The organism is Telluribacter roseus (genome assembly GCF_017355915.2).
GTDB lineage: Bacteria > Bacteroidota > Bacteroidia > Cytophagales > Spirosomataceae > Telluribacter.
In genome coordinates, this window is the sequence record NZ_JAFEUV020000005.1 from 139,447 (window position 1) to 154,664 (window position 15,218).

The 15,218-nt window shown below is 49.6% G+C and carries 17 protein-coding genes; 6 read left to right on the forward strand and 11 right to left on the reverse strand.

The features are described 5' to 3' along the window. The 6 genes from JTN23_RS11545 to JTN23_RS11570 form a co-directional block, all read right to left on the reverse strand. A complete protein-coding gene (locus JTN23_RS11545; RefSeq protein ID WP_247234981.1) occupies positions 1 to 780 on the reverse strand; it encodes an undecaprenyl-diphosphate phosphatase in 780 nt (259 codons plus the stop codon). Next, the gene (locus JTN23_RS11550) at positions 777 to 992 is read right to left on the reverse strand and encodes a DUF3098 domain-containing protein (RefSeq protein WP_247234982.1); all 216 of its coding nucleotides are present in this window, start codon (positions 990 to 992) and stop codon (positions 777 to 779) included. The genes JTN23_RS11545 and JTN23_RS11550 overlap by 4 nt, the downstream gene beginning before the upstream one ends. 52 nt (positions 993 to 1,044) lie before the next feature. Then, on the reverse strand, positions 1,045 to 1,926 hold the full coding sequence (locus JTN23_RS11555) for a cell division protein FtsX (RefSeq protein ID WP_247234983.1): 882 nt from the start codon (positions 1,924 to 1,926) through the stop codon (positions 1,045 to 1,047). A 183-nt stretch (positions 1,927 to 2,109) separates the two neighbouring features. Continuing rightward, positions 2,110 to 2,706 carry a bifunctional nuclease family protein gene (locus tag JTN23_RS11560; protein WP_247234984.1) on the reverse strand — a complete coding sequence of 199 codons (597 nt, stop codon included), beginning with the start codon at positions 2,704 to 2,706 and terminating at the stop codon, positions 2,110 to 2,112. A gap of 222 nt (positions 2,707 to 2,928) precedes the next feature. Beyond that, positions 2,929 to 3,897, reverse strand: a complete 969-nt coding sequence (locus tag JTN23_RS11565) for an electron transfer flavoprotein subunit alpha/FixB family protein (protein WP_247234985.1) — start codon at positions 3,895 to 3,897, stop codon at positions 2,929 to 2,931. 42 nt (positions 3,898 to 3,939) lie between these two features. Further along, entirely contained in the window at positions 3,940 to 4,677 is a 738-nt protein-coding gene (locus JTN23_RS11570; RefSeq protein WP_247234986.1) for an electron transfer flavoprotein subunit beta/FixA family protein, read from the reverse strand. Between the two features lie 95 nt (positions 4,678 to 4,772). On the opposite strand from JTN23_RS11570, the gene JTN23_RS11575 reads away from it, so the two are divergent. From JTN23_RS11575 to JTN23_RS11590, 4 genes are all read left to right on the forward strand, one after another. Further along, the gene (locus JTN23_RS11575) at positions 4,773 to 5,102 is read left to right on the forward strand and encodes a tetratricopeptide repeat protein (RefSeq protein WP_247234987.1); all 330 of its coding nucleotides are present in this window, start codon (positions 4,773 to 4,775) and stop codon (positions 5,100 to 5,102) included. Positions 5,103 to 5,160: 58 nt separating this feature from the next. Beyond that, positions 5,161 to 5,886, forward strand: a complete 726-nt coding sequence (locus JTN23_RS11580; protein WP_262918509.1) for a DUF3891 family protein — start codon at positions 5,161 to 5,163, stop codon at positions 5,884 to 5,886. Between the two features lie 76 nt (positions 5,887 to 5,962). Further along, on the forward strand, positions 5,963 to 6,922 hold the full coding sequence (locus tag JTN23_RS11585; RefSeq protein WP_247234989.1) for a YihY/virulence factor BrkB family protein: 960 nt from the start codon (positions 5,963 to 5,965) through the stop codon (positions 6,920 to 6,922). Positions 6,923 to 7,076: 154 nt separating this feature from the next. Further along, the gene (locus JTN23_RS11590; protein WP_247234990.1) at positions 7,077 to 7,430 is read left to right on the forward strand and encodes a hypothetical protein; all 354 of its coding nucleotides are present in this window, start codon (positions 7,077 to 7,079) and stop codon (positions 7,428 to 7,430) included. A 63-nt stretch (positions 7,431 to 7,493) separates the two neighbouring features. Here JTN23_RS11590 and JTN23_RS11595 read toward each other — a convergent pair whose 3' ends face one another. Next, positions 7,494 to 8,798: a Gfo/Idh/MocA family protein gene (locus JTN23_RS11595; RefSeq protein WP_247234991.1), complete on the reverse strand. Its 1,305-nt coding sequence runs from the start codon at positions 8,796 to 8,798 to the stop codon at positions 7,494 to 7,496. Positions 8,799 to 9,019: 221 nt separating this feature from the next. Here JTN23_RS11595 and JTN23_RS11600 point away from each other — a divergent pair, with 221 nt between their 5' ends. Beyond that, complete coding sequence (locus JTN23_RS11600) at positions 9,020 to 9,349, forward strand: hypothetical protein (protein ID WP_247234992.1); 330 nt, start codon at positions 9,020 to 9,022, stop codon at positions 9,347 to 9,349. Positions 9,350 to 9,423: 74 nt separating this feature from the next. Here the strand turns inward: JTN23_RS11600 and JTN23_RS11605 are convergent, their stop codons facing one another. The 4 genes from JTN23_RS11605 to JTN23_RS11620 all read right to left on the reverse strand — a co-directional run bounded on the left by JTN23_RS11605 (position 9,424) and on the right by JTN23_RS11620 (position 13,920). Further along, positions 9,424 to 10,245 (reverse strand): purine-nucleoside phosphorylase, encoded by an 822-nt coding sequence (locus tag JTN23_RS11605; protein ID WP_247234993.1) that lies wholly within the window; start codon positions 10,243 to 10,245, stop codon positions 9,424 to 9,426. A gap of 51 nt (positions 10,246 to 10,296) precedes the next feature. Further along, positions 10,297 to 11,619 (reverse strand): acetylxylan esterase, encoded by a 1,323-nt coding sequence (locus tag JTN23_RS11610; protein ID WP_247234995.1) that lies wholly within the window; start codon positions 11,617 to 11,619, stop codon positions 10,297 to 10,299. 106 nt (positions 11,620 to 11,725) lie between these two features. Continuing rightward, positions 11,726 to 12,955 carry a BaiN/RdsA family NAD(P)/FAD-dependent oxidoreductase gene (locus JTN23_RS11615; protein ID WP_247234996.1) on the reverse strand — a complete coding sequence of 410 codons (1,230 nt, stop codon included), beginning with the start codon at positions 12,953 to 12,955 and terminating at the stop codon, positions 11,726 to 11,728. Between the two features lie 89 nt (positions 12,956 to 13,044). Continuing rightward, positions 13,045 to 13,920, reverse strand: coding sequence for an HAEPLYID family protein (locus JTN23_RS11620; RefSeq protein WP_247234997.1), 876 nt, complete (start codon positions 13,918 to 13,920; stop codon positions 13,045 to 13,047). A 239-nt stretch (positions 13,921 to 14,159) separates the two neighbouring features. Here JTN23_RS11620 and JTN23_RS11625 point away from each other — a divergent pair, with 239 nt between their 5' ends. After that, the gene (locus JTN23_RS11625; RefSeq protein ID WP_247234998.1) at positions 14,160 to 15,215 is read left to right on the forward strand and encodes a DNA/RNA non-specific endonuclease; all 1,056 of its coding nucleotides are present in this window, start codon (positions 14,160 to 14,162) and stop codon (positions 15,213 to 15,215) included. Positions 15,216 to 15,218 lie beyond the last annotated feature (3 nt).

Sequence of the window (15,218 nt, forward strand, 5' to 3'; positions counted from 1 at the left end):
TTACACGATATCAAGCTTGTAGCCGGAGGCCAGTAAGCCGAGTAACACCAACCCTAGTATGATACGGTAGTAACCAAATACCTTGAAACCATAGCGGGTTAGAAAATTAATGAAAAAGCGGATGGCCAGCATGGCTACAATGAAGGCTACCAGGTTGCCTACCAGTAAGGTTTCGATGTCTTCGGGCTGGATGCTTTGGTAAGTTTTCAGGAATTTATAACCACCCGCGGCAGCCATGGTAGGCACCGCCAGGAAGAACGAAAATTCGGCTGCCTGTTTACGGGTAAGTCCCTGAAACATACCCCCGATAATAGTAGCCGCTGACCTTGACACACCGGGGATCATGGCTATGCACTGAAAGAATCCTACCTTCAGCGCTTCGGGATAAGTGATTTCGCGGTCCTTGGGGTACTCGTTGGCAATTTTGTCAATAAATACCAGTACAATGCCCCCTAGCAGCAGCGAAATAGCCACGACCCAGACATTCTCCAGCATAGCATCGATGAAGTCGTTGAGCAGGAAGCCAATAACAGCGGCCGGTAAGAAAGCTACAAATAGTTTGTAGTAGAAGTCACGCGTCTGCAGGAAGCGACGACGATACAATACAAGCACAGAAAGAATAGCACCGAACTGAATATTGACGGTAAACATCTTAGTGAATTCCAGGTGGCTGATCCCCATCATAGAGGATGCAATAATCATGTGACCAGTTGAAGAAACTGGTAAAAATTCGGTAATACCCTCGACAATGGCGAGTATTACGGCTTGCCAAAAAGTCATTTGTCAGAAGGTTTGCGTAGAATAGCCCAGAACTCAACAATAAATCCACTGATGGCAATAAGAGGGCCAATAGTCAGGCCCAGCAGACCAAAGCCAAACTCTTCTGTGTCAAGATTCATAATAAAAAAGCCTCCCAGAATCAGCGCCAGGCCTATGAGCATCCAGCGGTAATTGGCTGATGAGAAAGGTAATGGATTTTTAGTTGTACTCATTGCAAAAAATCTTTTGTATAAATAGGTATTTAGAATATTCAATGCGTTAGTCTCAGTACAGATCGTCGAGTGACATCCGCAGGTACCTCGCTATGGACTGATAGGTACTGGTGATACCTATCATAAGGCCCAGTATCAGTACACACACCATCAGGATGATCAGCTTGTCGTACTCCTGTAACATGTATAGTCCCTCCACATTCCGGACAGCCACCTGCTGTAACAACACCAGCAGGCCACAGGCCAGTATACTACCTAACAGGCCCTGCAGCGCCCCCCGCAGTATAAAGGGTTTCTGGATAAATCCGTTGGTAGCACCTACCAGTTGCATACTTCTGATCAGGAAGCGCTGTGAATAGATAGCCAGCTTGATGGTATTGTTGATCAGCAGTACAATGATGATCAGCATGATGAGCGCGAAGCTGGACAGGATGATGTATATTTTGGTAATGTTGCGGTTGATATTATCCGCCAGGTTTTCCTGGTACACGGCTTCGTACACATTATCCATTTTTTCCAGATCTTCCCGGATCTGCTTGAGCTTTGCCTCTTCAAAATAATCTTCCTGTACCTTTACGCGGTAGCTGTCTCGCAGGGGGTTTTCGCCCAGAAAGGTCGTAAAGTCCTCTTTGGTACCCTCAATGAATTCCTTGGCGGCTTCCTCCTTGGATACAAATATGATAGCTGGCCCCTCAGTACTTGCCTGTAGGTAAGGCTTTTTCTGGATGGCCTGAAGAAGGGAGTCGCGCCCGGCTTCGGTAATCGTCTTCTCCAGGAAGACCCGCACTTCAATGTTCTGGCGGATGATGGATACCATCTTCTTTGACTGTATGACCAGCATTCCACAAAAACCAATCAGGAAGAGAGCGGCCGTCAGGCTGACTACAATCATGGTATTAGGATAACTACCAATCTTCTTCTTCTTTCTGGGCATACGCAGGAGTAAATAGTAAGGTTACTTGATGAGCCTCTAGATGGCCCGGGCTTTGACAGCACTCGCTGCAAAAATAAGGATAAATACCATTAGTAGGGTCTGGCGGGACCCGTGTTAAGGATTTTTAACGAAAAAAGCGTCCGGAAATCCAGACGCCTGTATAGTAATGAGGCAATAGCTATGTTAGTTACGACGGCCCAATTCATCCCGGATTTTAGCCGCCTTTTCGTACTCTTCGTTTTTTAGAGCTTCGTCCAGCAGTCTTTGCAGCTCGTCATTAGGTAGTTCTTTGAGCTGCTCAGTCAGGGTACCTTTGGGACGTATAGTCTCACGTACCAGGTCATCATCTTCGTCTTCCTCTTCCGACATGGCGCTTGATACGATACCGGCCTCCGAAAGTATAGTTTCGTAGGTATAGATCGGGGCGTTGAACCGCAGTCCGATAGCGATGGCATCCGAAGGACGTGAATCAATCTCTACTTCGCGCAAATCATCACTGCAGACGATCTTAGCGTAGAAGATACCTTCCCTGAGGTCCGAAATAATGATCTCTTTAAGTTTGAAGTTCAGGGCATTGGCAAAAGATTTGAACAGGTCGTGCGTCATGGGCCGGTTAGGGACAATGTTCTCGATCTGAACCGCTATGGCCTGAGCCTCGAATACCCCAATGATAATAGGCAGCCTCCGGTTTCCCATCTCTTCGCCCAGTACCAGTGCAAAAGAACCCGATTGGGATTGACTGGGGGATAGTCCTAATATTTCAAGCTTTATTTTTTTCACGTTATTTTACTAGTTTTCTTTCAACATGCTCGACTTACTGGCGATGCCATGGGGTAGCTTTGGTGGCATACGTATCCACTTGCGCCAACAATTTTTCTACTAAATTTATTCCAGAGCTGCTGTGGCAGGTGGTATTTAGACAGAAATAGTTTTCAAAAATACAAAAATAAAAACCTGCCCTGTATAAAAAAACACAGAGCAGGTCTACAAAAGGTATCATCACTACTTTGAGGCCTCTATTGCTTTGGTAAGACGGGGCAGAACTTCAAAAATATCGCCCACAATACCGTAGTCGGCGGCCTTGAAGAAAGGAGCCTCGGGATCTTTATTGATGACTACGATACACTTGGAACCGTTTACTCCGGCCAGATGCTGTATAGCTCCCGAGATACCGCAGGCTATGTACAGGTTAGGCGCTACTTTGATACCTGTCTGGCCTATGTGCTCGTGGTGAGGGCGCCAGTCGAGGTCCGATACAGGTTTGGAGCAGCCGGTAGCTGCACCCAGTGCCTTGGCCAGGTCGAGCAGGGGTTGCCAGTTTTCGGGGCCTTTCATACCACGACCACCCGACACGATAATATCTGCCTCGGTCAGTGAGAGTTCAGCGTTGGACTTCTCCACATCGGTAACCTTAGCCGTAAAGTTAGCGTCGTTAAGTGCCGGTGAGAATGTCTCTACCGTAGCCATGTTGCCCGTTTCGGTGGCTTCTACGGCATTCTTACGGATAGCCAGTATCTTTATTTCGGAGCGTATGTCTACTGTAGCAAAGGCTTTGCCCGTGTAGATGCTGCGGGTTACCTTAAAGCTGTTGCCATTAATCTCCGGCAGGCTTGTTATGCCTGAAATCACACTGGCTTTCAGCTTGGCCGCGGCGCGTGCCGCTACGGCATCCCCCAGTCCGGACTTGGCCACTATGATCACCTTGCTACCTTCCTGATGAGCAGCCTGTACCAGTACATCGGCGTAGGCCATGCTGTTTTCGTGGGTCAGCTTCGGGTCAGAGGCATGCAGTACCTTGGTAGCACCAAAGCTGCCAGCCTGCGCCAGCGCCGACTCATCGGCTGCCCCCAGGGCTAGTACTGTGGCCGTGGCATTGATCATGCGGGCTACCTCGGCTCCGTAGGTAATGGCCTCTTGGGATAATTTCTTGATAGAACCGTTATCTATTTCTACAAAAACTAGTACTGACATAGTTTTTAGGGAAGTTAATAGTTAATAAATACGTCGAAAGGCTTACAGCACCTTGGCTTCGGTACGTAGCAGTGTGATCAGCTTTTCGACCTCTTCCACCGGAATCATCTTGCACTGGCCCTTAGGGGCAGGCTGTGAGTACCTTTCGTTGATGGCCAAGTCTTCGACGGCTACGGGCTCCACTACCTGTAAGGGTTTGGTACGGGCCGTCATGATTCCGCGCATGTTGGGTATCTTCCACTCGGCAATGGGCTCTTGGCAACCCAGTACCAGGGGTAGGGGGGCTTCCAGGTACTCTTTGCCACCATCTATCTCGCGGGCCAGTTTGGCCGTTGTGCCTTCGATGTCCAGCTTCATCACCGGCGAGAACGAAGGTATTCCCAGCATCTCACCAACCAGTCCGTGTACTACGCCACTGTTATAGTCGATGGACTCGCGGCCCATCAGGATCAGGTCGTAGTTATTTTGCTGGGCTATATGAGCGATCTGAGCAGCTACGAAGTAAGAGTCGGTGGGCTCAGCGTTGACACGTATGGCGTCGTCGGCACCGATGGCCAGGGCTTTCCGGATCTGGGGTTCGCCTTCGGCTTCTCCTACGTTGAGCACCGTGACAGTACCTCCGTGTTGTTCTTTGAGTTCTACGGCACGGGCCAGTGCATAGTCATCATAGGGCCCTATTATAAATTGAATACCCGTTTTGTTGAGTTTGGTATCGCTGTCGACAAAAGCGATCTTAGCGGTAGTATCGGGTACATTCGTAATACAAACAAGTATTTTCATAGTAGTTTCTGAATGTTGATTCTAACTTTTCAGCAAATGCTTTGTTTTGCGAATATAAAGAAATTAGTAAATAGTATGCAAGCATAATAATATTTATGGACAATCCTCTACTCAAAAACCTCCTGGACTTTTACGAAGAAGATCCCCATGATCCCTTCAATATCTACGCATTAGCCCTTGAATACAGAAAAACCGATATCGGTAAAGCAGAGGCCTTGTTCCGGAAGCTGCTGGCAGAGCATCCCGACTACCTGGCGGCCTACTACCACGCCGCTCAGCTGTTTGGGGAAGTAGGCAAGTCGGAGGAGGCACACGCTACGTACCAAAAGGGGATAGAGCTGGCGCAGCAACAGGGTAATACCAAAACGCACCAGGAGCTGGTACGGGCCTATCGGATGTTTCAGGATGAGGAAGAGGAATGGTAAAATGCCGCAGATGGCAGAGTTAAGCAAGACACTAATCAGTTAATAAAGTAAGGGGCAGATGATCGTAAAAACAATACCAGAAGGTTGGGAGGTGATTTATCAGAGAGCCCACGGACTTCTGGCCGCTCAACTGGCCAATCAATGGAAAGTAGTCGATCGCCCTCCCTACTGGACGCATACTCTCATCGCTATCGCTGAGCATGATGATGGAATGGCGGAGTCGCAGTCGCAGGAGAATCTGACCGAAGCAGGTGCGCCCAAGCACTTCCAGCTCCTCAAGTATAGTGCTACTCAGTACCGCAATGTGATGGAGATAGCCGCTTCAAAGAGCCGCTGGAACGCTCTCATGACCTCACTGCACATGTCCTTCCTGTACGAAGGGATCAAACATGAGGATAAAGAACTGGAGCAATTCATAAAAGAGCAGGACAGGTATCAGAAGCAGCTCCTGAAAGAATTACTTATTGATAGGAAAGTAGCGGAGCAGGCCTACCAGTTTGTGGAGTGGTGCGATGCCCTGTCGCTGCTGCTGTGCATGGACCAGGTACAGTCAGACCAGCGGCGGATGGATATAAGTAAAGGCCCCGACGGTATTATGTACCAGATTTGGCAGGATACCAAGGGTACTTTGCGAGTAGATCCCTGGCCTTTCGAAGCCGGCCAGTTCGAGGTGGAGGTCGAGTACCGGCACCTGCATCAGTTACAATTCAAAACGGTGGAACAGTTAAACCGGGCTCTTAATGAGGCAGAAGTACAGGCCAGGAGCTGGGAATTTAGAAAATAATGTGTGGTGCAAGTAACTGGTGGCATGGTACTTTAGTAAAGCCTTAGTGAAACCAAAGGATTACTAATACCACACTATGAAGAAGATTCAACTCAAGGACTACTGGTCCATGGTCAAAGATTCGGCATCTGAATTTATAGAGGATAATTGTGTAAAACTTGCCGCCGCACTTTCATACTACACTGTTTTTTCGCTTGCTCCCATGCTGCTGGTTATCATTTCGGTAGCTAGTATTTTCTTAGGGAGAGAAGCCATCCAGGGCGAATTATTCGGGCAGATCCAGTCTCTGGTAGGGCAGAGTGTAGCTGTTCAGCTACAGGAGATAATCAAAAATGCGGAGCTTTCCAATAAATCAGGGCTTGCTGCAACCGTAGGTATTGGTACCCTGGTAATAGGTGCCACCACGCTATTTGCCGAGATGCAGGACTCAATCAACTTTATATGGTCCATTAAGGCGAAGCCCAAGCGTGGGTGGCTCAAATTGCTAAAGACCAGGCTTATATCGTTTTCCCTGATTTTGTCCCTGGGTTTTCTGCTGATCGTTTCACTGGGTATCAACGCCCTAGTCGAACTACTCAGCAACCGACTGGAGACTTATTTCTCGGAAGTATCAGTTGTGATTTTCTATATTGTTAATCAAGTCGTTGTACTAGCTATTATTACGCTGCTTTTTTCAGTTATTTTTAAAGTTTTGCCCGATGGTGAACTGCGCTGGAAAGAGTGTCTGGTAGGAGCCGCCTTTACCGCGTTTCTGTTTTTGATCGGTAAGTTCCTGATTACGTTCTATCTAGGTCAGTCCGACCTGGGCGCTACCTACGGTGCTTCTGCTTCCATTGTAATTCTGCTCACCTGGGTATACTACTCATCCATTATCCTGTACTTCGGTGCGGAGTTTACCAAAGTATACGCTCGCTACGACGGATCGGCCATTATACCTCACGGTCATGCCGTTATGATAGTGAGACAGGAGCGGGATATACATACGGGCGAAGTAATCTCACATAAAGACATGAAGGAGACTCAGAAAACTGATTAGGTAGTACGGGAAGATTTTCGTATCTTGCATCTTTATGTGAAAGATGAGGGGGCAATTTTTACCTTTTGATCCTCCAGCCTCCATTCAAATAAATCTTCCAACCTATTCTTTACGTCTTTCCTGGAAGCAGGAGAGTCCAAACTATTCTTATATCATGGAAAAAGCAGGATTGATTCCACACGTTATAACCTGGGCCAGGAGCCACGGCTTCGACAACATCAAGGCCAATATAGAAGGCTACGAAAAGCCTATATCATACGAAAGATCGCAGGACAGCGAAAAGTTTACACCGGATGTAACAGCTGTTAATATGTATACTAATCACTACCTCGAAGTGGCCATGAAATCGGACTCTAACCGAAGTAGTATATCCAAGTGGAAACTTCTGAGCGAACTGGCCGGCATGAAGGGCGGGAAGCTGTACCTGATGGCTCCACGCGGACACGTGAGATTTGCCCGGGATATGGTATCGCAGTACAATATACAGGCAGAGGTAGTTCAGATGTAATAAAAGAAAAAAGACGTGATGACTCACGTCTTTTTTTGTATCGGTACGGGGGAGGTTAGGTACTTATACCTGTGGGTATTTCCATTCACCCCGGTACTCTCTCGACAGCAGCTTATTGGCTTCCGGATCATTAGCGATAATTTCCTTCTCTCCATCCCATACAATACTGCGTCCCAGCTTGTACGAAAGCATGCCCAGCAGCGCCATATTAGTTGATCGCTGTCCTATCTCAATATCACTTACCGGTAATTTGTTGGTCCTGATCGAGGTCAGGAAGTCGGCCCAGAGCTGTTTGATGTTCTGGTCGTCCGGCTTGTTCAGGACGGGGTCCTGGTGGATAATGGGCTTATTGGGATTGGTGGGGTAGAAGGTCCAGCCGTCCAGCCAGCCCATATGGAAAGTACCTTCGGTACCGTAAAAGTAGGCCCCTACCGCCTGCTGTGGATGTGTCTTCTCGGCGTTGTTGCCGGCAAACTGGCGGTGCTCCCATTCTACCGTAAAGTCTTCGAAGTCATAAACGGCTACCTGATGGTCAGGCGCATTGGTATTGTCGCGGCGAATAGCGCGGCCACCGGTTGAGTAGACTTTCTTGGGATGCTTCTGCTCGGTCCACCATAGTACCTGATCCAGCCAGTGAATACCCCAGTCGCCTAGGGTGCCGTTGGCATATTCAAGGTAGGAGCGGAAGCCCCTCGGATGAATGGACTTGTTATACGGAACCATGGGAGAGGGACCACACCACATATCCCAGTCGAGGCCTTTGGGGGGCTCTTCGGTAGGTACCATCTGACCGGCGCCTCCTCCGTAGTGTACAAAGGTACGTATCATACCAATCTTACCGGCCTTACCGGATTTCAGAAACTCCATACCCGATACATTGTGCGGCGAAACGCGCCGGTGAGTACCTACCTGTACCGTACGACCGTGCTTGCGGGCCGCGTTGACCATGGCGCGTCCTTCCCGGATGGTGTGGCTGATGGGTTTCTCCACGTACACGTGCGCACCCGATTCGATGGCAGCTATACAGCAGAGAGCATGCCAGTGATCAGGAGTGGCTACTATCACGATCTCCGGTTTCTCCCGGGTAAGCATCTCACGGTAGTCACGGTATACCTTTGGGCGGTCAGAGGTAAGTTTACCAACCTCTTCATTGGCTTTCTTAATCTGGTTCTCGTCCACATCACACAGCGCTACTACCTTGGATTCGCCCGCCGCGATGGCTTCGCGCAGGATGTTCATTCCCCACCAACCCGAGCCAATCAGGGCGGTACGGTAGGGGGCTACCCGCTTAAACGAACTAAGCAGGGGCAGAGCCGAAAAGGCGGCACCTGTTACCGCCGCATTTTGTATAAAGGTTCGTCTGTCCATGAAAGGAAATATATCTGATTTTTTATAAAAGTGAAATGTAGCCTTGGTTTACTAATGTTTTTCTAATCGTGATTAGTTGGGGGGGCAGGCCTGTTACTCTATTTTTGTATACATGACGTATTAGAAAATCCAAAATTGTAATTACCAGGGAGAAGCATCAGCAATTGTTTTTCAAAAATATACTAACGAGTGGTTGTGGTAAAATATGAAAAACAGCAGGAATGAAAGATAAACTACATCAGTCGGTCAACAAGGCCTTATTTCGGTTTTGGGTAGAAACAGATGTTGTATTAGTTGAAGACTTGAGAGGAGAGGTTTCCGTCACGGTCGATGCTTTGCAGGTATACAAGTATGTAGAAAAGCAGCTGGGCTCCCTGGAAGGTAAAACCGTAATATGGCAGGACCTGATGGGGGAGTGGGATGGCATGGAAATGGAGAACGGTGAGATACTCTTTTTCCCGATTGGGTGTCGATGTCACGTAGAGGCAATTGAAAAAGTAAATCAGATGGAGGCGTTAGGGCAGAGATCTGATCATGGTTCAGGAGAATAAACCAGTCCTGGGGTGAAACCAGGACTTAGGATATAACAGAGCAAAGGCAACTCCAACGAGTTGCCTTTGCTGTTTTACAGGGTACTGAGCAGATCTTTTATAATTGTAGTCATGCCTGGTTCGGCCTTCATGGCCGCGGCTATGATCTTTTGAATATCTGCCTTTTCGAGCGTTTCAGGTATACCCATATCAGTAATAACGGACAAGCCAAAACAGGTCAGGTTCATCTGCCGGGCCACGATTACTTCCGGTACGGTACTCATGCCTACGGCATCGGCTCCGACCTGGCGCAGCAGCCGGTACTCGGCGCGGGTTTCGAGCTGCGGGCCCGGTACGCTGGCATACACACCCGCGTAGGCTTTCATCCCGCGCTGCTGGGCTATGTCCAGCGCTTTCTCTACCAGCTTCAGATCATACGGATCACACATATCGGGAAAGCGGTCGCCGAGGGTATCCAGATTGGGGCCGGTGAGTGGGTTATGAGGCAGGAAGAAACTGATGTGATCGTTGATGATCATCAGGTCGCTTACTTCATAGGCGGGATTCATTCCACCGGCGGCGTTGGATACAAACAAGGTATGGATACCCAGCAGCTTCATCACCCGCACCGGGAATGTGACCTGCTGCATGGTGTACCCCTCGTAGTAGTGAAACCGCCCCTGCATACATACGACCCGCTTACCCGATAAGGTACCGAATATGAGCTTGCCTTTATGAAACTCCACCGTCGACACCGGAAAATGCGGGATAGCTTCGTACGGAACGGTATAGGCTACCTCTATGTCGTTGGCCAGTGACCCCAGCCCGGTACCTAGTATAATGCCAAAGTCAGGCGCGTAATTATGGGTTTGTTGTTGTAAGTACTCAGTAGCTTCCTGTATTTGCTGTAATGTCATGTGTAAATCGGATGAGTGTATAATGGCCGCCAATATGCGTATTTATACCATTTACTTCACACTGGTAGCTTGTTTTTTTGCGTTCAGGCGGCTTACCAGCCATTCATTCATCTTGTCACGCTGCTCAGGGTAGGTCCAGTGGCCGGTGTCCAGGGCCAGGTACAACTCCTTAGGTGCTTTGATAACATTGTACGAGGCGTACATGGAGGTAGGTGGGCAGGTTTCGTCATTGAAGCCCCATGAGTAGTTGCCCGGTACCTTCACCCGCTTGGCAAAGTTGACTACGTCGTAGTAGCCGGCAGTCTCAATCTTTTCCTTTTTGTTGTTAAAAGCCAGGTTGTTGCCGGTAAAGTAGTGAGGCCAGCCACCCGCGCGGCCATTGAGGTAGCCTGTTACATCGCTCAGGGCCGGATAGAAGGCACCCAGCCACTTTACCCGCTCGTCCAGTCCGGCGGTAACGATGGAGAGAGCTCCTCCCTGGCTTCCTCCGGTAACGGCCAGGTTGCTGCCATCGTACTGCGGCAGGCTCACCAAGAAGTCGTTGGCCCGTACACAGCCCAGGTACACCTTCTTGTAGTAAAAGCGGTCTTTGTCGTCGAGGTTGTAGTTCCAGTACTGGTCCAGTCCGGCGGCCCGCAGGTCGTTGTATACGCCGGCATCCATGGTGACAGGTACCCCATGAATACCGATTTGCAGCGTTATGATTCCTTTCTCGGCGTTGGCAATGTCGCCAAAGTACGGACGTACGCCCGCGCCGGGTACATGCAGCAGAGCCGGGTACTTACCTTCTTTTTTAGGCATGGACAGGATACCGTAGATACGAGATCCGGGCTGGTGGTTCTGGATGCTGACGTGGTACACGTTTACACTTTCGGTACTACGCTCGGGTAGCAAGGTCATTCTGACATCCATGGGTACTTTGGCCAGATCGGCTTTGGCCTTAGTCCAGAACTGGTCAAAATCGGCCGGATCAGCTACCGTTGGCTGAATCTTTTCGGGCTCAAAGCCTGCCGTAGCCAGTCCGCGGTATTCGATACCATCTACTTCTGCCACGGCCACGCAACGCAGGAAGCCCGGCGTCTTGAGGGTACCTCCGTCCAGTATCAGCGAGCCATTGGTCAGCGTTTTGGTTTCTTTGGTAGTAGCCGGCATTTTCTCCGGACCGATCTCATACTTTACCACCGCATTCTTGACTGGATTGCCATTTTGTAATACACTTACCGTAAACTTTGCTTTTTCACCGGTCCGGTAGGTCCAGTCGGTGTGGTCGGGAGCGACAAGTACCTTTACAAAGCGCTCGACGGGTTGAGCCAGCAGGGGAGCCAGGTACAGGCATAGGGCCGCCAGCGTAAGCAGCAGGGAACGTTTTTTCATGCGTAGATCAGGATTTAGCGAATTGGAATAGAATTGAAAAAGCGTGCTTTAACTCTATAAAGCACGCTCCCCGGCAGATTTATCTATTCTAGCAGTTAAACCCTCATCACGATCTTCCAACGGCTCGCCCCGCTATGTAGCCGGTAGTCCAGGCGCTCTGGAAGTTGAACCCTCCGGTGATGCCATCAATATCCAGTACTTCCCCGGCAAAGTACAGTCCCGGTACCTGCCTGCTTTCCAGCGTAGCCGCGTCTATATCAGAGAGTGATATACCTCCGCAGGTCACAAATTCTTCCTTATAGGTACTCTTGCCCTTCACCTCAAACTGGCTGTTGGTCAGTAGCTCGGTCAGGCGGTTGAGAGCCTTGTGGGGCGCGTCGCCCCAGCGCAGGGTATCTGGTATCTCGGCTTGCTCGGCAAAGGCTTTCCATAGTCTGAGGGGCAGGCCAAAGCGGGCGTGGGAGTGGATCTGCTGCTTGGGGGTGTTGGCTTTATCGGCCATCAGCAGCTCCCGTACCTGCTGTTCGTTAAGGTCGGGCAGCCAGTTGATCTTACAGGTAAACTGGTAGTTATTCTCGGCTAGTTCGCGGGCGCCCCAGGCCGAAAGCTTAAGTACCGCCGGTCCACTGAATCCCCAGTGGGTGACGAGCAGCGGCCCCCGCCACTCGTGCTTGGTACCTTGTATTCTGACGAAAGCATCTTGTACCGCTACCCCTGCCAGCGGCAACAGGTAGTTGCCGGGGGTATTGAAGGTAAACAGCGAAGGCACAGGCGACTCGATAGCGTGTCCGTGGCTGGACAGCCAGTCAAACCCCGAACGCTGCGGTTGACCACCCGTGGCAATAAGCAATCGATCCGCCTGTATGGGGGCACCTTCGAGCAGGTGTATGACAAAACGGGGACCGGCAGGCGCATCGGACCAGCCAAATGTCTTGACACCCGTACTGGTCAGTACCTGTATACCGGCCCGCTGGGCAGCCCGCATCAGGCAGTCAATAATGGTCTCGGAAGAGTCCGTCACCGGAAACATCCGGCCGTCCGGCTCCGTTTTTAGCTTTACGCCCCGGTTCTGAAACCAGTCTACAGTAGCCTGCGCATCAAACTGAGTGAGTAGTTTTTTCAGAAGCCTGGCTCCACGCGGGTAGTTTTTGATAAAGTACCTGAGTTCGCTGGGGGAGTGGGTGACATTGCACCTGCCTCCACCCGATATACGTACCTTGTTCAGGACCGACCGGTTTTTTTCGAGAATAGTAACCCTGGCCTTAGGGTAGGTTTCGGCGGCGGTAATAGCTGCGAAAAAGCCGGCTGCTCCACCGCCGATTATAACAATATGCATGAGGTGTCAACGTGGGTATTTGCTTCCAAAGATACATGTTTAGGAAGCAACAAGTTCCGGCAGCCGTACTGCTTTACCTGGTCATGGATTTACCCCCGGTGCCTGGGCTCGTATATGAGCCGGACAAAGCTACTCAGGCGCTCGTTGTTACGGTTTACGGGTATACCTGTCACAATACCGATCAGGAAGTTTTCGGCAATGCCTAACCTCATCTGCGGACGAATGACCATATCAAAGGTACCGTGGGATATTTCCTTATTAAGTTCTATACCTATGAAGTTGCGGGTACCAGGCAGCATGTAGTGGAAATTAGAGTTGATCTGAAAGGCTGTATGCATGCGGGACTGGTTGCGGAGGTGCTCAATGCGGGGCCCGGTATACAACAATGTATGGAAGTTGTTGCCCCAGCGCTTAGCGGCAATAAAAAACGGATTGTAGATATGCCCTTTTAATATATTTCCCCGCTCCAGTTTTTTCAGATCTACCAGTTCCAGTTCGTAGATACCTCCCAGCGCAAGGGTAGTTTTGAAATGCTCCGACACCAGGAAAGACCATTGGAATGCACTCTTAAACGATTCTATCCGGTTAGACGGTAGAGCTCCGTTTCTGCTTCTTGAGTTAGAACTGTATAAGGTAACAGGTACTTCAAACTCCACCCCCAATCGGTTGATCGGCGCAAACTCATACTCAACCAGTATGCCGTAACTATCGTAGTTAAGACGATCAGTAAGTCCCATTCCTACGTTCCATTCGGCTTCTCCTTTGCGCGCGCCTAGGTCACGGATCAAATCAATGTACAAGGGCTCAGCGTGCAGTACCTTATCGGGTTCGCGCTTGTCCTGTACCTCAAGGATATACAGTGAGTCCAGAACCTGATTCTCATTAACCAGGGTATCAGAGGTAGTCTGCGCAAATGAAAATGAGGCAATGAGTAATAATACAAAAGTTAATACGGAACACTTCATGGTTAAACTACAAAATTAGATACAAGCAATTTGGTAATATTGATAATAGATAATAGTAATCATACCAGTAACCTGATAATGGCAGGGTAGGGTTAAAATTTAATATTGTTCTAATATAGCACGGGGCTTAACTGGGTTAATGACTATTACAACGCAATATTATATACGATCAGCAGAAAGGTTGTTTACGTCTATATTATGAATCAGCTACCTTTGAAAAAAATAGTACGTTTATATCTATGACAAAATTCCAGCGCAGAGGTGTCAAGTGGAACAACAACACCCTGCTTCTCCTGTTCGTTTTTTTTATCGTGGGTCTGTTTCTTCACTACGGAGGACAGCCGCAGCCGGTTTTACAGTTCTGGGAGGATGTAAAATCCATTTTTACCACCTCCTCTTCTTCGGATCGAGAAAAAGACAATCCGTATAGATCACCCGAGCCAGACCAACCGGGGACAACTACCGATAAACAGTCCCAGGAGGACGATAATGTAGCTACGGATAACCGGAAGTCGCAGAAGCCTCTGCCGGACTTTGATCGGGGTACTTCGGAAGGAAGTACTGTCGAGGCGGGCTCCATGGAAGAACTGACCCGCATCATTCGTCAGCGGGATTTTGTACTGCCAGCCTTAGAAAGAAACGATCAGATCGTCCGTCACACCGGCTATGCCCTGAAGTACGTGGAGCGCTATGAGCAGGCCGCCTGGGTGGCGTATGAGCTGCCGGGTACTCAGGTCAAAGGAAACCAGGAGCGCGAAAATACCTTCTATGATGATCCTTCCGTGAAGAGTGGCTCCGCCGTGCATGCCGACTATACCCGCAGTGGCTATGATCGGGGGCACCTCGCGCCGGCCGCTGATTTCAAGAACAACCGGGTCATGATGAAGGAGTCATTTTATATGAGTAATATCAGTCCGCAGGCACCTGACTTTAACCGGGGGATCTGGAGCGACCTGGAACAACTGGTACGGGTGTGGGCTATCCGGTACAAGAAGGTATACGTAGTGACCGGACCGGTACTTAAGCCCGGGCTTCCTACGATCGGGCGACTAAATAAGGTGGCCGTACCGGAGCAGTACTATAAAGTCATTCTGGCGGTTACTCCGCCTACTGTCAAAGGCATTGCTTTCCTGATGCGGAATGAAGGCTCCACGCAGCCGCTTTCCAGCTTTGTAGTGTCTATTGATGAGGTGGAAAAAGTCACCGGGATTGATTTCTTCCCGCGCTTGCCCAATGCCATTCAGGACCAGGTAGAAGCTCAGAGTAATCAAGGGGATTGGTACCGGTTGAGATAATTT

Bases quoted from the DNA above. Each gene is read 5' to 3' on its own strand.
- JTN23_RS11545 (WP_247234981.1), bottom strand. From the start codon at position 780: ATGACTTTTTGGCAAGCCGTAATACTCGCCATTGTCGAGGGTATTACC.
- JTN23_RS11550 (WP_247234982.1), bottom strand. From the start codon at position 992: ATGAGTACAACTAAAAATCCATTACCTTTCTCATCAGCCAATTACCGC.
- JTN23_RS11555 (WP_247234983.1), bottom strand. From the start codon at position 1,926: ATGCCCAGAAAGAAGAAGAAGATTGGTAGTTATCCTAATACCATGATT.
- JTN23_RS11565 (WP_247234985.1), bottom strand. From the start codon at position 3,897: ATGTCAGTACTAGTTTTTGTAGAAATAGATAACGGTTCTATCAAGAAA.
- JTN23_RS11570 (WP_247234986.1), bottom strand. From the start codon at position 4,677: ATGAAAATACTTGTTTGTATTACGAATGTACCCGATACTACCGCTAAG.
- JTN23_RS11575 (WP_247234987.1), top strand. From the start codon at position 4,773: ATGGACAATCCTCTACTCAAAAACCTCCTGGACTTTTACGAAGAAGAT.
- JTN23_RS11580 (WP_262918509.1), top strand. From the start codon at position 5,161: ATGATCGTAAAAACAATACCAGAAGGTTGGGAGGTGATTTATCAGAGA.
- JTN23_RS11585 (WP_247234989.1), top strand. From the start codon at position 5,963: ATGAAGAAGATTCAACTCAAGGACTACTGGTCCATGGTCAAAGATTCG.
- JTN23_RS11590 (WP_247234990.1), top strand. From the start codon at position 7,077: ATGGAAAAAGCAGGATTGATTCCACACGTTATAACCTGGGCCAGGAGC.
- JTN23_RS11595 (WP_247234991.1), bottom strand. From the start codon at position 8,798: ATGGACAGACGAACCTTTATACAAAATGCGGCGGTAACAGGTGCCGCC.
- JTN23_RS11600 (WP_247234992.1), top strand. From the start codon at position 9,020: ATGAAAGATAAACTACATCAGTCGGTCAACAAGGCCTTATTTCGGTTT.
- JTN23_RS11605 (WP_247234993.1), bottom strand. From the start codon at position 10,245: ATGACATTACAGCAAATACAGGAAGCTACTGAGTACTTACAACAACAA.
- JTN23_RS11610 (WP_247234995.1), bottom strand. From the start codon at position 11,619: ATGAAAAAACGTTCCCTGCTGCTTACGCTGGCGGCCCTATGCCTGTAC.
- JTN23_RS11615 (WP_247234996.1), bottom strand. From the start codon at position 12,955: ATGCATATTGTTATAATCGGCGGTGGAGCAGCCGGCTTTTTCGCAGCT.
- JTN23_RS11620 (WP_247234997.1), bottom strand. From the start codon at position 13,920: ATGAAGTGTTCCGTATTAACTTTTGTATTATTACTCATTGCCTCATTT.
- JTN23_RS11625 (WP_247234998.1), top strand. From the start codon at position 14,160: ATGACAAAATTCCAGCGCAGAGGTGTCAAGTGGAACAACAACACCCTG.